The following is an 18,190-nucleotide window of genomic DNA, read 5'->3' as shown; positions in this document are numbered from 1 at the left end:
TTATTGCCAGCGATACTGAGTATCTGCTGGCAACATTTCGGTGTCGCAAACCGAGCAAGCCATCTCAAGCTCGAGTGGGTTACCGCAAGTAGTATGCGTCAATAATAATGGTGGCCCTTCTGGTGCCGGCCGCCACCTGTCACCCCATTGCAATAGCGTCAATAGTATTGGGTAGATGGACATGCCTTTCTCAGTTAGTTTGTACTGAACTTTGCGTGAGTCTTCCGGCACTGGTATTTTTACCACTAACTCATTTTGGCAAAGCTCAGCCAATCGATCCGAGAGAATATTGGTTGCCATGGCAGTATCTTGCAAGATTTCTTGATATTGATTGATGCCACTGAACAATGATCGCAAGATTAACGTCGCCCAACGGTTTCCGATCACTTGAATTATTTCATCAAACAATCGGGTGTCGTGTTCTGTGGCCGCTGACTGGCGGCGGCGACGGCTGTACTCAGCCTCCATATAGCCAACCCCAGGGCCTGTTTTCCAGGCAACCTGGCGAGGATCAATAGGCGTACGGCAACACTTACAAACCGGAATTGGGTTGGTTTCATTGCCACAATGCTTATGGGTGAGGGTAACGGATATTTTGCCTGGCTTTCTGTTCCACGTTCGTTCCCAATGTAGCATTGCTAGTGCAAGTGGATGAAAGTCTATAAGTTGTTCCGTTGCTTTGTATTCGTAACGTCGAGGGCGCTCACAATAAGCTATTTTTACTAAGCAGTTATTGTTGATTAGGCGCTTTAAGCGATCGCTCACGACAGTTTTTAGTAACCCTGTTTGCTTGCAAAAACCGTCAAACCGCCGCTCACCGAGCCAATATGCTTCTAATATGAGCAGCGTTGGTGTGTCACCAACGATTTCAAGCGCGCGCCATATTGAGCAAGTTTTAATCAGTTTTTTTGTTTTCGACGAGGAGTTGGAGCGTTCAGATTGCACCGCAAATTAGACCCTAAGAATAGATACATAATAGTGTGCATTCATAAGTAGCTTAATGCAAGTGATCTGGTGGAAGCTATATGAAATAAAGGTTTGAGCTAGTGCCACTGACCCGTCATCTCAATGTTAATCTAATGTTCAATCCACTCAAACGTCACTTCTTTTGGGTTAATATCGCGTTGACAATGACTACACCTGACAACTGCGAACAGATCGTGTTGACACGGGGTATGGTTGGTAATGACAGGTGCACCTGTCTCATCACTACACCACTTGTCGCCCCACTGTAAAAGTGCAATGAAAAATGGAAACATTGCTAATCCTTTTTCAGATAGGTGGTAATGGTATCGAACTGGTTTTTTTTGGTAAGGTACTGGAATAAAAATGTCTTTGTTCGCCAAGTATTTCAGGCGGTCAGAAAGTAAATTTGTCGCGATTGGCAATTCTGCGTGAAACTGGTCAAAACGTTTAAAACCATGATAAGCAAGCGCTATGACATTGGCAGTCCAGCGATCTCCAATAATGTCGATTAAGTTCAAGTAGGGGTTCAGGCTATTCGGTCCTAAAGTCGTTTCCACACTAGACCTGCGGCGCACTTTTTTGGCTCTATCATCTAGTTGAAAACCAGGACCGGGGCGGTAGGTAACATCTTTTGCTTGTACTTCTTTGTCGCATTTTACGCAGCACAATTGTGGGGTAAATGTTTGTTGGCAAACTTGATGAGTCAACACTAAACGCCGAATGCCCTTATGAGCAAAAAAACGATTTTCCCAAGCGGTCGCCATCAATGCGAGGCTATATATTTCTGTCGATTTAGTCGTTAAGTGGTAGGTAGGGCGTCTTGGGTTGTCTGGCGGTACGAGTTTGCGTAAACAGTCCACTTTTTGCAGCCATTTTAAGCGGTTAGACAAAACACCTCTCGACATTCCACTGGCGTTAAGCAATTCATTAAATGTTCGAATTCCCCAGAATATTTCCTGCAAAATCACTAAACACCATTTATCTCCAATTTGATCGAGCGCTCGATTTATCGAGCTTGCTTTGGTTCTGAATGTTTCACTCATGGCTTCATTTTCCGTTTTCATAGAGCCCCACAGGCGGATCTGAAAAGATTGGACGTGTGACGTTAAGCATATGTTAACTACCTGATTCAACAAACCCTGTCGGCAAAATCTTTTTTAACTTTTATACTTGCATAAACATACCTATTATTTTAAGGTCTTGTTATGAAAGTAACAACTGATTTACATTTATGTACTCAATTTCACTTGTATTGGTAGCATTTTTCTTCGCCGCGGCGCTAGCTGAAGGGGCGGAGTCTGCGCTAAACGAAACGAGTAGTGTTTCTTGCGCAACTATACTTGGGTCATACACCTCCGATGGTATGGATGTAAATGTTGCGCTTTCCTCATGGGTTGAGCTGCAGCATGACATGCCGGCCTACTGCCATATTGAGGGTGGAATTGCCGAAACGATCGGGTTTGTTCTGCGGGTCCCGGCGCGCTGGAATCACAAATTAGTTGTAGCTGGCTGCGGCGGCTTTTGTGGCACAGTGCTCGCTGATAAACCCGGTATGTCAAATTCAATCAATGCCGCATTGAAAGACGGCTTTGCGGCGATAACTACAGATAGTGGCCACCAAGGAGCAAGTTGGGATACACAATGGGCAATCGGAAACCCGGAGTTACTTCGTTTATTTGCTGGGGCATGGATGCCATTGACAGTAGCGGTGGCACAAAATATGTTGCAAACCGCATGGCAAAAAAGACCTAAACATACTTACTTTTCGGGGTGTTCGAATGGTGGACGGTTAGGTTTATATGCCGCACAACACTACCCAGATTTATTTGATGGGATTGCTGCTGGAGGGGCTATTATGGACCTCTCTGGTAACGCCGGGGTGCATGGATTGTGGCTCTTGCAAACCACTCGGGACAAAAATCTACAGCCTGTTATCGATGCTAAAAAGCTGCCATTTCTTGCTAAACAAGTGCTCGCTCAATGCGATGCGCTGGATGGTTTGCATGACGGTATCATCAATCAACCGCAATTATGTAAACCCAAATTGGCGCACTTGCAGTGTGGCACCGAGAACGCCGCAGGCACCTGTTTTACTGAGTCAGAACTATATGCAATTGAACGTCTCTATCAAGGAGCTCATTTAGACGGCAAGCAAGTCTTCGCGGGGTTGCCTCCCGGTTCAGAACATTTGTGGGCAATTTGGGTAACCGGCAATGGCGAATCTTGGGGGTGGGGTGAGCGCGCTGCATTGGGCTACCTTAGAATTGTCTATCAACTCCTTCCAGAACAGACGCTCGACTTTCATCAGCTTAATTTGGAGCAAGAGATGGCTCGGATTCTCGCCGCGGGTGAAAACCTTGATGCCACTCAAACAGACTTGTCAGATTTTGCTAACTCTGGGGGCAAGCTGTTGTATTTTCATGGGTTATCAGACCCACTTATTTTGCCAGAAAGAGCTAAGCAATACGCGGTAGAGGTGCTCAATACGACACCAAGCGTACTGTCAAAACAGAGTACTCGATTCTTTATGGTGCCAGGACACGGGCATTGTTGGGAATTGCCAGGACATGCACCGGATGAGTTTAACCCGGTTGCATTAATAGACCAATGGGTTGAGAGCGGCCAAGCTCCCAATTATTTGGATGTACATCAAACGACTTCAGAAAGCACCAGACAACGCAGGATTTGCTCGTTCCCACAACAAACAGTATTGGTGGGTAAGCAAAAAGACAGTGCTGAATCTTATCAATGTCAATGAACTCGAAACTAGTGGGTAACACATATTATGACTACAAAAATACGCAATAACCGGTTAGGAAACCCTACTATCGTAGCAGCGTCAGTTGCCGTGGCGCTGTTAGGTGGAACTCAAAATGCGCTGGCACAGCCGCAAAACAAAGGCGAAGGAATCGAACAAATCATCGTTACCTCGCAAAAAAGGGTAAAGAACTTAGAAGAAGTGCCTGTATCGGTAGCTGCAATGAACGAAAAGGCCATTGAGCAAACCGGTTTGCGCGAATTACAAGAAATGGATGAGTACATTCCGAATTTGCAAATGTCCAAAGGCAGTAGTTATAAAACCAACATCACTATTCGCGGAGTTGGTTCGTCGAGTCGCAACATTGGGTTTGATTCTCGGGTCGGTGTTTATGTCGACGGGGTATATATGGGGCAATCGCCTGCCACAAATCAAGACATTCTTGATGTAGAGCGTATCGAAGTATTACGAGGGCCGCAGGGAACTTTGTTTGGCAAAAACACCGTTGCAGGTGCAATTAGTATGATTACTAAAGCGCCGGATGAGGAATTTTCTGGCAAAGTAAAAGTCGATATCGGCAATTACGCTTCCCGCCGTATTGCAGCGTCAGTCAACGTACCACTAAGTGACTCAACGTTTGCCAAACTTTCTGTTAACAAACAAACTCGCGATGGGTATGTCGATAACCTGCCAACAAGTTCTTCTATCGGCGAACAAGATAGTTTGAGTTACCGATTACAACTGAAGTCAATACTAACCGACCGCGTAGATATAAATATTGCCCTAGATGGAATGGATACTGAGCGAGCCCCTTACACAGGAAGTGCCTTTGCGAGCCCATTGGGAACACTGACTCCAACGACAGACCAATACACTGCTATCAATGAGTTTGAACCTATTGAAGATCGCGAGTTAAAAGGTGGTGCTGTGACGGTCGATTGGGATCTGTTAAATGGTGGCATGGTCAAATCTATTTCAGCGCTGCGTGACACATACAGTCGCTACCAAGGCGATCTCGATGCAGGGATTTCTTATGTCGCAGGGATGTTACCTGGCACACCTGTTACGGTCGGGTTTGCATTTGGTATCAATGGTAATGCAGAGCTTGATTACACCGATGAGTATCGTCAACTTTCACAAGAGTTTCAGTATATTTCACCGAGTGAAGGTGAGCTCCAATATGTATTGGGATTGTATTTTTATGACCAAAAAGGCGAAAGCACCCGCAACGCCGTAGGCCATCGCGACCCAACACATCCGTTCTATACCAGTGGTACTTTGGAGTATCCGGGAGATGACTTTGACGTACTTAACACACATGGTGTGGTTGATACGCGGACATACGCTGCGTATGTAAACGGTACGTATGATTTGACTGAAAAGTGGACTCTAGGCTTTGGTGCTCGTTATTCGCATGAAAAGAAAACGGTTGATTGGATGTCGGACACCAGTGACTCTGCGTCTGATGTGCTAGGTGTGGGAGTAACACTTAACGCGGCTTTCAACTTCTACAATGGCGACTATCAAGACGAACGTACCGACAAGCACTTCTCGCCTGAAGTCAGTTTGTTGTATGCGCTGAATGACGAAACGAATTTCTATTACCGAGCTTCTTCTGGGTATAAAAGTGGCGGTTTCAACGTTGATTTCATCACCACTAGCCAGTTTGCTTTGGGATTGGAGTTCGACAAAGAAACCGTAGTCAGCCATGAGGTTGGTGTTAAAGGGTCTGCATTTGGTCGTAACTTAACCTATACGGCCTCCGTATTCAGCGCTAATTACGACGACTACCAGGTACAGCAGTTCTTGGAAAACAGCGGATCAGTAGCAGGGGCCGCAATCATTGGTAATGCCTCTGAAGTAGATACCAAAGGTTTAGAAATCGAGCTAGTGGCGCAACTGTCGGATAACTTTAGAGTGACCTCGTCATTTGGCCTGCTCGATGCCGAGTTTGTGTCATTTCCAGGTGGCGGAACCGACCAAGATGGCAACGTTATTGACTTATCTGGCGCTCGATTAGCTGGCGCGCCGGACACTACATTTAATATAGGTGGCCAGTATTATTTTCCCATCGATGCGATTGACGCCGAATTAAGGTTTCGGGTGGACTACTCCTACACCGGTGATCGCTACATCGACAGTAACAACCAAGAGGAAAAAACGCGCACCTTAGCAAATGGCGATGTCATCAGCTTCGGCTACGTTGACAGCGTCTCAAACGTTAATGCACGCGTGAGCTTAATGTCCTACGACTACACCTGGGAGGTTTCCTTGTGGGGCCGCAATCTAACCGACGAATACAGCCCTTATGTTGACCGAAACATCTTTGGCTCTTATCTGCGGTTCGACTCAATCCCTCGGACCTATGGGGTTGAATTGGTTTATAACTTCTAGTTGATGGTAGCTGCCTGCATGTTGCGGGCAGCAACTTGCCACCTTCTGACTTCAATAAGGGACAGCATCTTTTATGAAGCAACTCGATAAATCTGACTTAGTCTTGCCGGTTATTCAAGCGCCGATGTTTCTAATCTCTGGCCCTGAGATGGTAATCGCAGCTTGTCGTAGCGGAATTGTTGGATCGTTTCCAACACCTAATGCACGGACGGTTGAGCAACTAGAGGATTGGTTGCTCAGGATTTCTACCGCGCTTGATGCTGACCCAAACGCCGCACCGTGGGCGATTAACTTGATCATGCATCGTTCCAATCCGCGCTGGCAGCAAGATTTAGAGTTGGCAATAAAATACCGCGCTCCAGTGGTTATCTGTGCGTTGGGCAGCCCTCGCCAAGCAGTTGATAAAGTTCATGCTTACGGGGGCAAAATATATGCAGATGTAAACACTCCCGCTTACGCGCGAAAGGCAGCTGAAACTGGCGTAGACGGTTTGGCATTATTGTGCAGCGGAGCCGGTGGTCACACGGGGCAAATTTCTCCTTTTGCATTTGTCGATGAAGTGCGCACCTTTTGGGATGGTGAAATTATCTTGTCAGGTGCAATAACCACCGGGCGCAGTATTCGTGCCGCAGAAGTGCTGGGTGCAGATTACGTCTATATGGGCACTCGCTTTATTCCGACCGAAGAAAGCATGGCCGTTGTGCCCTACAAGCAAATGATTGTTGAAGCGGGTGCGGATGACATTGTGTGTTCAGATGCCATCACAGGCGTGAAGGCCAATTGGTTGCGGCAAAGTTTGGCGCAAGCTGGTTATGACCCACAGAATATGCCTCAAGCTGGCGAAATTGATTTGGCTAAAGCTGCTGATGACCGTAAACGTTGGCGCGATATATGGGCTGCAGGGCAAGGTGTTGGCGCTATCAATAGCATCCAATCCGTTGCCGATGTTGTCAAAAAGCTCCATCAAGATTACCAAAGCACCAAACAGAATAATGGATAATTACTATGATTACTTCACCACAATCACGTATTGACGAATACACCGAAAAAGGTTGGTGGGGTCATGAAACCCTACACAGTCTATTAGCGAAGGCAGTTGATGAATTTCCTGAGCGCCTTGCCGTGGCGGATCAACCGAATCGTAACGCGTTAACTGGTCAGGATGCTAGGCGAATTGACTATCAAACTCTTGCTATTGAATCTGACCGAATTGCACAGCAATTGCTCGCATACGGAGTAAAGACTGATGACAAGCTAATCGTTCAACTACCGAACATTGTTGAGTTGGTCATTACTTATTACGCGGCCAGTAAGATTGGGGCCATCTTGTCACCAGTACCAATTCAATATGGCAAGCATGAGCTAACCAATATCGCTGCTACGCTCAATACTAAGTGGTTTATTACCACACAAACGTTTCGAGACTATGATCTGGCCAATAATGCTGAGCAACTTGGATTCGATGTACTCTGCTACTACGGACCAAAAGAAGCGTCCTATCGGATATTGGACGCTACTCAGACCTCAAATTTAGATGCGTTGCGCCGCTTGCAATCGACTCAGGGCGAGGAGCTAGACAATGCTAACCGAATAATTACTATTTGCTGGACATCAGGAACCACTGGAACCCCAAAAGGTGTGCCTCGTTCTCATAATATGTGGCTTGCGACAACAGCGGCAGAGGTTGATGCTTGCGACTATCGCCCTGGTGATCGTTTGCTGAACCCCTTTCCTCTTATTAATATGGCGGCAATCGGTGGTTTTTTGTATCCGTCAATTTTGATGGCCGGGACGTTATATTTACATCACCCGCTCGATCCGCAGATTTATCTCTTACAACTTCAAGATGAAGGCATCAATTTTACCATCGCCCCACCACCGCTGCTAAACCAACTGGCTAAGTCTCAAGCCACTTGGCAACAGTTTGACTTTAGCGCTTTACGCAGAATTGGTTCAGGATCTGCGCCTTTGGCACCTTGGATGGTAGAGACATTCTCGCAAGATTACGGTGTAGAGGTCATTAACTTTTATGGCTCAAATGAGGGGATTTGCTTGTTGTCGACCACGGAAACAAGCCCGCTCCCAGAGCAACGAGCCATCTATTTTCCGCGGCTAGGGTCACCCAATGTGCCTTGGCGCGGTGCAGTGTATGAGTTTGCTAAAACCAAAGTCGTTGACACCGAAACCAACGAAGAAATTACGCAACCTGGGCGCGCCGGAGAACTACTCATTGCAGGGCCAACGATTTTTGATGGCTATTTCGAGCGTAGCTTTAGCCTGAGCCATTCAGAGTGTTTCGACGAAAACGGATTCTTTCATACAGGGGATATGGTCGAAATTTGTGGTGATCCCGCGCTGTACTACCAAATTGTTGGGCGCTGTAAGGACATTATCAATCGAGGTGGGATGAAAATTTCTCCGATCGAAATTGATGCATTGTTAGCAGCACACCCAGCGGTCAAGGAAGTCGCCGTGTGTGCTTATGACGATGAACGATTAGGGGAGCGCATCTGCGCTTGCGTAGTACCTGAAAACGCAGCCAATGTACCGTCTCTTGAAGCGTTATGTGAACACTTGGCCCAAGCAGGGTTGGCGAAATACAAAATGCCAGAACGTCTCGAAACGCTTACCGTATTGCCGCGCAATCCCATGGGGAAAGTGCAACGTTTTGAATTAGCCGAGCTAGTGGCGCGTGAATCTCATGTGTAAACAGATAGCACTTTACTTCGACTTTTCATCAGCTTATTCGTGGCTGGCACTTAGTCGACTTAATGAACTTGAATTAGTTGAGCAGGTTAGTTTGCAATGGCGGCCCATCTCTCTCGGTAAAGTTTTTGCGCATCATCAACATCAGGTACCGCGAGTTGAATCTGCAAAAATGCGTTATCTATTAGCAGACTTGTCGCGCGAGGCAAGACGCTTGGGAACTGCGTTTACGTTACCTAAAGTCTTTCCTTTTAATGCACATCTGGCAATGGCTGTTTACTACGCTTTAGCCTCAACGTCTGTTGCTCGAGCGCAGGCCTTTGCACGCAGTGTTTTTGAGCAGGTCTATGCTGCGGGACGCGATGTATCTCACCAGTCAGTCCTTGAACAAGTTTTGCAGGATACCGTGGGTTCTTGTGAAGTTCTTAGTGATTCGGATCAACTAGCGATTGGGAAAGCTCAGTTAGCCAACATGACTGATGAAGCGATTCAGTTGGGTGTTTTTGGTGCCCCAACCTTTGTGTTCGATAAGACATTGTTCTGGGGATGCGATCGGATAGATGCACTAATTTCTGAACTGAATAAGGAGCAATAGCATGCTCGCGAATAAGGTTTATATTCTGGGTGGCGCCCAAACCGACTTTACGCGCAATTGGGCGCGAGAAGGGCTTGAACTCTTTGATATGTTTCGCGAAGTGGTCATTGAAGGCTTAATTGCAACGGGTCTTGAACCTGAGCAAATCGAGGTTGGGCATGTAGGTAATTTTGTTGCCGAGCGATTCTGCCAACAAGGACTAATGGGGGGCTTTTTTGGTCATGTAAGCCCTGAACTGCGCGATATTCCCACCAGCCGGCATGAAGCTGCGTGTGCGTCCGGTTCAATGGCAGCGCTCGCTGCGATGTCTGATATTCAAGCTGGGCACTATGAGCTTGCCTGTGTAGTTGGAGCAGAGTTAATGCGCAATGTACCAGGCAAAGTGGGGGCAGAGTATCTAGGCGCAGCGACATGGGCGGGAAAAGAAGCTCTAGATTGTGACTACCCCTGGCCCCACATGTTTGATCAACTCGCCGCGGAGTATGACAGACGCTATGGCATGCACTACGACAGTTTGAAAACAATCGCTCGTATCAATTACAACAATGCTGCGCGTAACCCTTTTGCTCAGTCTCGCAATTGGACCATCGAAGCGGGTCATTTTAGTGACAACGATCAACTGAACCCTTTAATTGAAGGTCGTATGCGCAAAATGGATTGTGGCCAGATCACGGATGGCGCAGCGTGTATTTTTTTGGCTAGCGAACGTGCGGCACGGGTATACGCACAGGGTCGCGGCTTATCGTTAAACGAGATCCCATATATCAAAGGCTGGGGCCATCGTAGCGCGCCACTGCTGCTTACCGAAAAACTGCGTATCAGCGCGCAACAACCATTTATCTTTCCTCATGTTCGTCTCATGGTCGAAGACGCGCTCAAACGAGCAGGAATGCTGTCGGTTAATGATCTCGACGGTCTCGAGACACACGACTGTTTCACGGTCACTGAATACATGGCTATTGATCATTGGGGGCTTACTGCCCCAGGCCAAAGCTGGCAAGCCATTGACGATGGCCGAATAGCCATGGATGGACAGTTTCCAATCAACCCTAGTGGCGGTTTGATCGGTCTGGGTCATCCAGTTGGAGCTACGGGGGTACGGATGATGCTTGATTGCTACAAACAAGTAACCGGCCAAGCGGGAGCTTGTCAGTTGGTCAAGGCAAACAACATGGCAACATTTAACGTTGGTGGCAGTGCAACGACCTGCGCCAGTTTTATTATTGGTAGATAGGAGGGGTCTTTAATGGAAGCATACATATACGATGCGGTACGGACGCCGCGAGGGCTAGCAAAGCCTACAGGTGCATTAGCCCAAGTGCACGCTCTTGAGCTATTAAATCAACTCTATGCAGCACTGCTTAAACGTACGTCTATCCCTATTGCAGCCATTGATGATTTAATGCTTGGTTGCGTCACACAGATCGGCGAGCAAGGGGGTAATGTTGCACGTGCAAGCGCGTTGTACGCAAATTTACCTGGCAACATCCCAGCCCTAACGATAAATCGTTTTTGCAGTTCATCTCTTGACGCCACGGGATTGGCCGCGGAACGAATCCAAGCCAATGCGTGCGCAGCGTTGTTGACGGGCGGCGTTGAGTCAATGTCAAGAGTAGCCGCTTTTTCGGATAAACCCGCATGGATGCTAGAGCCAGCATTATCATTGAAAACACGCTCAGTGCCCATTGGTATTGGTGCTGATCTGGTCGCTTCTTTGCAAGGCTTTACTCGTCACGATTTAGATTTGCTTGCACAGCAAAGTCAGCAACGCGCACAGCGAGCGTTGGAACATGGATATTTCAAGCACGCAGTGGTGCCAATTGAAACGCCTGATGGGCAAGTGGTTAGCAGCGATGAAGGGGTTCGCGGTGATGTCACACTTACCCAATTAGCTCAGTTAAAGCCTCTTTTTCAAGAGCTTGGCGCACAAGGAATAGACCAAGCTCTATTGCAATTCTATCCGCATCTCGGCTCTATTGAACACCTTCATACGGTAGCGAGTGCACCATCAATGGTTGACGCTGCGTCACTACTGTTGGTGGGAAACAATTCTGTGCAAAACTTGTCAGGTAGCTCACCAAGAGCAAGGATCGTTGGTTATGCTTCGTGCTGCGGCCCAGTGACGGAAGTCTTAACGGGAGCAAGCGCGGCGGTGCGCATGTTACTGAATCAGTGCAACGTCACTATGCCCGACATTGATTTAATTGAATACAACGAATCCTATGCTGCTCCAACACTAAAATTCTTACAAGATTTCAAGCTCGATCATGACAGCGTCAACGTTAATGGTGGAGCAATGTCCTTAGGGCACCCTATGGGCGCTACAGGAGGAGTTCTGATCGCTACGCTGCTTGATGAACTTGAGCGTAGAGATAAATCATTGGGGTTGGTCGCAATTAGCGGAGCTACCGGAATGGGCTCAGCATTGCTTATCGAGCGCTGTTAAGTCGCTCATTTTATTAGGAGTAAACAATGATTGCATATCAAGCGCCGCTAAAAGATCTAAAGTTTGTATTGTATGACCTTTTGCATTACGAACAGCACTACCAAAACCTGTCGAAGTCATCTGCATTAACCCGCGATGACATCGATGCCATCATGGTGGAGGCGGCGAAGTTTTCGCAGCAAGTCATCGCGCCTTTAAATCGCGTCGGCGATGAACAAGGATGCCAGTGGCATCCCGACGGCGTTACCACACCAGACGGCTTTAAAGAGGCTTATCAACAGTATATTGCGAATGGATGGCCATTACTGGCAGTGCCTGAAGCGTATGGAGGGCAAGGCTTACCAGAATCGTTATCCATGGTTGTAAGCGAGATGATAAGCGCAGCATGTGTTTCCTGGAGTGGCTATCCGGGGCTGACTCATGGGGCAATAAATACCTTGATGAAACACGGCACCAAGTGGCAACAACAAACCTTGTTACCCAAGCTCGTCTCGGGACAATGGACAGGCACAATGTGCTTAACTGAATCGCATTGTGGTTCCGATTTGGGACAGCTGCGTACCAAGGCTGTTGCGAACTCTAAAGGCACTTATAACATCACGGGCACCAAGACATTTATTTCTTGCGGAGAGCACGACGTCGCAGAGAATATTGTGCATATTGTATTAGCTCGTATAAAAGATGCTCCGAGCGGTACTGCAGGCTTGTCACTGTTTGCTATTCCAAAAATATTGCCTAGTCAGACAGGAGAACTCGGGCAAAGGAATCAAGTAAGATGCGGTTCCATAGAGCATAAAATGGGCGTCCATGGTTTCGTAACTTGTGAGATGAATTTTGAAGAAGCTGAAGGGTACTTGATCGGTGAGCCAAACAAGGGCTTAGCCTGCATGTTTACCTTTATGAACTTTGCACGGATAACCACCGCGATGCAGGGGGTGATACATGCAGAGATAGCGTATCAAGGAGCGTTGCCGTATGCCAAAGAACGCCTTTCGATGCGTTCTCTCAGTGGTACAAAAAACCCTACTGGCCCGGCAGATCCGATTATTGTTCACCCCGATGTGAGACGCATGCTGATGACCATTAAAGCTATTGCGGAAGGCAGTCGCTCATTGGTTTATTTTGCATCACAACATTTAGACATCGCTGAATACTCAGAAAATACCAAAGCAAAAGAGGGGGCGGAGCAGCTGCTATCGCTGATTACCCCAATCTGTAAAGGGTTTTTAACCGAACTGGGAGTTGAAGCCGCTAATCTTGGCCTGCAAGTATTGGGGGGGCACGGATATATTCGAGAGTTGGGTATGGAGCAAAATGTGCGAGATAGCCGGATTTCGACTATTTACGAGGGTACAACTGGCATTCAGGCGTTAGATTTACTTGGCCGCAAGGTGCTCGGCAGCCGCACTAAACTACTGCAGCCGTTACTGAAAAGTCTATTCGATTATGCTCGTTCTCTGCAACGCCACCAATCTATGTGTTGGTGTGTGGCGCCGCTGAACGAAGCCTTACAGATATGGCAGTCGTGCACCGCCACTGTTGCCGACTCGGCAGTTGGTGACGCTGACGAAGTCGGTGCCGCAGCGCACGATTATTTGATGATCTCAGGGTATGCGATGTTGGCATATTTATGGGCAAGAATGGCCAGTGTTGCGGAACACAAAATGGCTGATGGTTGCCTGGATGAAAGCTTCTATCGTGCCAAAATACATACCGCGCAATTCTACTTCAAACGAATTTTGCCGCGCATTTATACACATAATGCGGCGTTACGATCTGGGGCATCAGTATTGATGGGGCTGGATGCGGATGATTTGCAACTCAATTCATAGTCGAAAGAGGACAACAACAATGCGTGTACAAACTTCTACAGTGCCTTACCATAGCGTCGACTTTCCTCCCCGGTCTTTTAGTCTTCAAAAACGAAAAGACGGTGCACTATTGCTGGCTTCGTCAGTGCCAAGCCTGTCGCATAACGAACGATTCATCGATTTGTTTAACGCAACGGTGGCTAACGTACCTTCGCAGATTGCATTAGCGCAACGTACAGCAGATGATAGTTGGCAGACCATTACGTATGCAGACCTAAAGCGTCAAGCAGATAGCGCTGCCCAATGGTTTTTGGAACATGGTGCGGATGCGCAAACTCCCATAATGGTGAATTCACACAATTCGATTGAGCATGCAATTATTCGCCATGCGGCACTAACGATTGGAGCGCCATATGTGCCGGTAAGCGAAGGTTATGCTTTGCTTGGTGCTGCTGATGATTACCAAAGGCTACGTTTCGTATTAGGGCTAATAAAGCCGGGGTTCATCTTTGCGCAGAGTGAGCATGCTCAAGAAGCGGTACTAGCCTGCGCACCAACTGCCCAGCTAATTTGCGCCGACTCGGCGATCGACGCATCATTCATTCCTTTGGCAAATGTTATTAATACACCAGTGACGGATGAACTAGCGCGGGCGACAGAGCGCCTAACCGCTGACGATGTTACGGCCTATATGCTTACTTCGGGGTCTACGGGAAATCCGAAAGCTGTGTTGCATACAAATCGAATGATGTGTCAAGCGGTTGCGCAGCAAAAGTGGATGATGGAGGGTACCGGACTGTGGCAGCACGGCGTGTTGGAATGGCTGCCTTGGAGCCATGTGTCAGGTCTATATGTGACGTTATCTGTGGGGGTATTAGGGTACACAATATGGATAGATAATGGCAAGCCGCTACCTGGAATGTTCGAGCAGTCAATACGCAATATTGCAGAACTGCGCCCCTCATACCTGACTAATATACCGGCTGGCTTTGCGCTACTTACGCAAGCATTTTCACAGAGCCCTGAGTTGGGCAGACGGTTTTTCGAAAAATGTAGGGTTCTGTTGTTTGGAGGCGCATCATTGGCAGCGCCGGTCTATACCGCGTTGCAAGAAATGGCAATTCAATACACGAAAAAGCGTGTGCTGATTGCGTCTGGGTACGGGTCTACAGAGACTACAACCGGATGCTTTGCCGCCTACTATCCCACTGAAAACCCTGGTATCGGTTTGCCGCTGCCAGGTACTGTAAGTAAGCTAGTGCCACATTCAACTGGTTATGAGTTGCGTATTAAAGGCCCGATGGTCACGCCTGGTTACTTGAATCAGCCGGATGCAACGCACGATATGTTTGATGATGAGGGGTATTATTGTACCGGCGATATCGTCGATTTTATTGATGACAGCGAGCCATCGGCTGGTCTGAAGTTTAATGGTCGAATTGCCGAAGAATTTAAATTAAGCAGCGGTACATGGGTAGGGTCGGGTCTGATTCGGACTCGTCTGCTTGAGCGGTTGGCCCCGTATGTAGTGGATGTTCTGATTTGTGGTGAAAATCGCGACAACGTTGGCGTACTTGCTATTCCTAAAGGCTCTATCGGTGAGTCTCAATGGGTCGAAATCAGAGCACATATCGAGGAATATAACTCACTGCATAGAGGTGTGAGTGAGTTCATAAAGCACTTTGCAATTTCAGCAATACCCGTTGTACTAGGCAGCTCCGAAGTGTCAGATAAAGGCTCGATAAATCAGAAGGTTGCTCTCAAACGTCGCGCAGAGGAAGTAGAGCAATTATATAATGTTGAGCCCACTTTTCATTACCTGAGATTTGACTAGGGAGACTTATTTGCTGTCTCCCTAGGGCCTGTTGATCTTTCGTGATTAGTTTTTGACCGGCATGGTAAAGCGCTATAATTCGTTTCGCCAAAAATAAATTAACAACTCAATACCATGCCAAGACTAATGCTAACTGATAAGCGGTGGCAAAAGCTACTTCAAATAATGAAGAGCACTGGCCGCATTTACAATAAACAAGAACACAGAATGACCTTTGAAGGAATACTTTACCGCCTGAGAACTGGTATCCCTTGGCGAGATTTACTCAAAGAGTTTGGTGGCTGGAGTGCCATTTATCGACGCTTCAATTTGTGGTCAAAGAAAGGTCTATTAAATATGTTATTCAATGAGTTAGCAAAACTTGCTGATTATGACTGGGTTTTTGCGGACGGTTCAATTGTTAAAGCCCATCAGCATAGTACAGGTGCTGCGACATCAGATAATGAATGCATAGGTAAGAGCCGAGGAGGTAATTCTACGAAAATCCATTTGGCTGTGGATAGTGGCGGACTTCCTATATATTTTGAGCTATCGGAAGGCCAAAGAAACGACATTACTCGCGCTCAAAGTTTGGTTGACCATTTGCAAGAAATAAATATTTTCGTCAGCGACAAAGGGTACGATAGTGATTCTTTGCGGGAATATATTGAAGCCAAGGGAGGCACTTCAGTCATACCGAAACGCAATTATGGCCAAGATATAGACAAAAACAGTGTCGATTGGTGTCTTTATAAATATAGGCACTTAGTTGAAAATGCATTCGCACGAATTAAACATTATCGTTCAATATCAACGAGGTATGAAAAATTGACGAGGAATTATACCAGTATGGTGTCACTGGCATTTTCAATGATGCGGCTACCGATGTATTGCTGAGTGAAATATGTACAGCAAAGAACAACAGCCCCTAGCACATACAACATTTTCTGAAAAAGAGGCACTTATGCGACGCGCCAGCAAAGCTATTATGGTGTGTCGCGGTTTTTATCATTCTGTAACCTAGTGTGACCTTGCAGAAGACTCTGTCATGTAAAAAATGGATTTTGGTAACCCTATGATTAAAAAAATAATGCTCGCGCTTTGGGTATCTACATTATCGACAAACGCCCTCTCTACCACATTTTATTTGGGCCACTTATCCCATCCTTCTACAGCTAAGTACGCGGAATTTTTCACCGCAGTATATACAGACCTGAATATCGATTTGCGCTTCGGAACCCTCCCAGCCGAGCGTCAATTTCTTTCCCTTGAAAAGGGGGATTTCGATGGCATTTTTGTAGCCGGCTCACATCAGGCACAGCGTAAAGGTGTTCTAAAAATAGATTGGCCGATTGCTCACGTTAAACTTTTTCTCTATTGCAACATATCACCGTGTAACCACGATGTGCTTTTGGACCCATCAAATATGATGCATACAACCAGAGGCTATGTCGGACTCTTAGAAAATGAGTTCGGGATTATTCCTTCTGCGCAAATCAAACCCAACGAATTATATAAGACCCTTGAAAAGCTTATGAAGATAGGTGAGCTCGATTATTTGTTATTGGGTGAAATAGAGAGCCTTCCTTTACAGGGATATGATAAAGTTGAAATAGGCTACTACGCGCTTTACCACTTAATTAACGAAAAACATGAGGCTTTGATCCCAGCTATAAAAGCATCAATGAAAAAGCACATGGGGGGTTCTAGGGATTTTCCCCTCTAAAAAGACATAATCCTCTGTAGACCACACCAATAAATGGCTGCGGAGGTGGGTTACTACTTATAAGTGTGGCAAATTAGGTAAATATCGTACATTTAATACGGAACAGCCCTGATATGGCCATCAAAAACGAAATTACTATTCTCACGAGAGCAGAACAGGCAGATCTTTATTCCCCACCCATTTTTTCAATCGAAGAACAACGTCTGTACTTTTCTCTGAACGATGCGGAATTGGCAGTTTTTCGGTCAATTCGTCTCAGAGCTCATAGATGTTACTTTGTCGCGATTTTGGGATACTTCAAATCAAAGCCCGTCATCCTAGATATCGCTTACTCGCAGGTTTCTAAGGATTTAATGTTCATCAGTAAAGAGCTGCTTGGCGGCAAGGGGCTCAGACCATTCACTCCCTCACAAAAACAAAAAGATCGACTCTACGCAAAAGTATTAGACCTTGCTGGTTATCACAAATGGGACGAAAGTCAGCACTTCAATTCTCTTTTCGACCACCTTGTTCAGGTGGGCAATGCCTGGCTGGAGCCGCGTTACCTCTTTGATACTGCTATTGAATTCCTAACCAGTCACAGCATTGCTATCCCTAGGTACACCGTACTCCAGAGACTGATAAGCAGAGCGATGCAGCAGGTCAGAAAAGACCTGGCGCACCAACTTAATCAACTCACCAGTCCTGAACTTCACGTCTTTCTGGACAGCATAACAGCCATTGATGACGGACTAAGCCTGAACCAGCTCAGAGGCGGTGCAAAAAGTCTGACCGTACCTGAACTTAAAAAAGAGCTTGCCCTTTATCATCAGTTAGCGCCATGGCGCACGCAAATCAATGGCGTTATCGATGGGCTTAATCTGTCTCTTAAAAATCGACAACACTTCGGTGAGCTCATCAACTATTACGGTAGTAAACTCAAACGATTCAAACGCGCACAGCAGCATCTATGGTTGCTATGTCACCTGACAGAGC

Annotated in this window: 14 protein-coding genes; 12 read left to right on the top strand and 2 right to left on the bottom strand. The window is 46.8% G+C overall.

Annotated features, from left to right (window positions below):
* Together NO989_RS17605 and NO989_RS17600 are read right to left on the bottom strand one after the other, a co-directional pair.
* Nucleotides 1–945, bottom strand: coding sequence for a helix-turn-helix domain-containing protein (locus NO989_RS17605; protein ID WP_273016396.1), 945 nt, complete (start codon nucleotides 943–945; stop codon nucleotides 1–3).
* Nucleotides 946–1,076: 131 nt separating this feature from the next.
* Nucleotides 1,077–2,030, bottom strand: coding sequence for a helix-turn-helix domain-containing protein (locus tag NO989_RS17600; protein ID WP_278346429.1), 954 nt, complete (start codon nucleotides 2,028–2,030; stop codon nucleotides 1,077–1,079).
* A gap of 167 nt (nucleotides 2,031–2,197) precedes the next feature.
* On the opposite strand from NO989_RS17600, the gene NO989_RS17595 reads away from it, so the two are divergent.
* The 12 genes from NO989_RS17595 to NO989_RS17540 form a co-directional block, all read left to right on the top strand.
* Nucleotides 2,198–3,724 carry a tannase/feruloyl esterase family alpha/beta hydrolase gene (locus tag NO989_RS17595; RefSeq protein ID WP_273016392.1) on the top strand — a complete coding sequence of 509 codons (1,527 nt, stop codon included), beginning with the start codon at nucleotides 2,198–2,200 and terminating at the stop codon, nucleotides 3,722–3,724.
* Nucleotides 3,725–3,751: 27 nt separating this feature from the next.
* On the top strand, nucleotides 3,752–6,118 hold the full coding sequence (locus NO989_RS17590) for a TonB-dependent receptor (RefSeq protein WP_283632123.1): 2,367 nt from the start codon (nucleotides 3,752–3,754) through the stop codon (nucleotides 6,116–6,118).
* Between the two features lie 73 nt (nucleotides 6,119–6,191).
* Complete coding sequence (locus NO989_RS17585; protein ID WP_272968593.1) at nucleotides 6,192–7,118, top strand: nitronate monooxygenase family protein; 927 nt, start codon at nucleotides 6,192–6,194, stop codon at nucleotides 7,116–7,118.
* Nucleotides 7,119–7,123: 5 nt separating this feature from the next.
* Nucleotides 7,124–8,827 carry a class I adenylate-forming enzyme family protein gene (locus NO989_RS17580; RefSeq protein WP_272968592.1) on the top strand — a complete coding sequence of 568 codons (1,704 nt, stop codon included), beginning with the start codon at nucleotides 7,124–7,126 and terminating at the stop codon, nucleotides 8,825–8,827.
* Entirely contained in the window at nucleotides 8,820–9,419 is a 600-nt protein-coding gene (locus NO989_RS17575) for a 2-hydroxychromene-2-carboxylate isomerase (RefSeq protein ID WP_278346427.1), read from the top strand. Before NO989_RS17580 ends, NO989_RS17575 begins: the two co-directional genes overlap by 8 nt.
* 1 nt (nucleotide 9,420) lies before the next feature.
* Nucleotides 9,421–10,653, top strand: a complete 1,233-nt coding sequence (locus NO989_RS17570; RefSeq protein ID WP_278346426.1) for an acetyl-CoA acetyltransferase — start codon at nucleotides 9,421–9,423, stop codon at nucleotides 10,651–10,653.
* 12 nt (nucleotides 10,654–10,665) lie between these two features.
* Nucleotides 10,666–11,865 carry an acetyl-CoA C-acyltransferase gene (locus NO989_RS17565; protein ID WP_278346425.1) on the top strand — a complete coding sequence of 400 codons (1,200 nt, stop codon included), beginning with the start codon at nucleotides 10,666–10,668 and terminating at the stop codon, nucleotides 11,863–11,865.
* A 26-nt stretch (nucleotides 11,866–11,891) separates the two neighbouring features.
* Nucleotides 11,892–13,697 (top strand): acyl-CoA dehydrogenase C-terminal domain-containing protein, encoded by a 1,806-nt coding sequence (locus tag NO989_RS17560; RefSeq protein ID WP_348670630.1) that lies wholly within the window; start codon nucleotides 11,892–11,894, stop codon nucleotides 13,695–13,697.
* Nucleotides 13,698–13,716: 19 nt separating this feature from the next.
* The gene (locus NO989_RS17555; protein WP_278346423.1) at nucleotides 13,717–15,510 is read left to right on the top strand and encodes an AMP-binding protein; all 1,794 of its coding nucleotides are present in this window, start codon (nucleotides 13,717–13,719) and stop codon (nucleotides 15,508–15,510) included.
* Nucleotides 15,511–15,624: 114 nt separating this feature from the next.
* On the top strand, nucleotides 15,625–16,386 hold the full coding sequence (locus NO989_RS17550) for an IS5 family transposase (RefSeq protein WP_371342956.1): 762 nt from the start codon (nucleotides 15,625–15,627) through the stop codon (nucleotides 16,384–16,386).
* A 178-nt stretch (nucleotides 16,387–16,564) separates the two neighbouring features.
* Entirely contained in the window at nucleotides 16,565–17,215 is a 651-nt protein-coding gene (locus NO989_RS17545) for a hypothetical protein (RefSeq protein ID WP_371342955.1), read from the top strand.
* 113 nt (nucleotides 17,216–17,328) lie between these two features.
* The coding region (locus tag NO989_RS17540) for a DUF4158 domain-containing protein (RefSeq protein ID WP_283633795.1) at nucleotides 17,329–18,190 on the top strand (862 nt) is incomplete at its 3' end.

The organism is Alteromonas sp. DY56-G5, from assembly GCF_041414725.1.
Classification (GTDB): Bacteria; Pseudomonadota; Gammaproteobacteria; order Enterobacterales; family Alteromonadaceae; genus Alteromonas; species Alteromonas macleodii.
The sequence above is the reverse complement of the archived record's forward strand: the minus strand, read 5'-3'. Positions and strand labels throughout refer to the sequence as shown.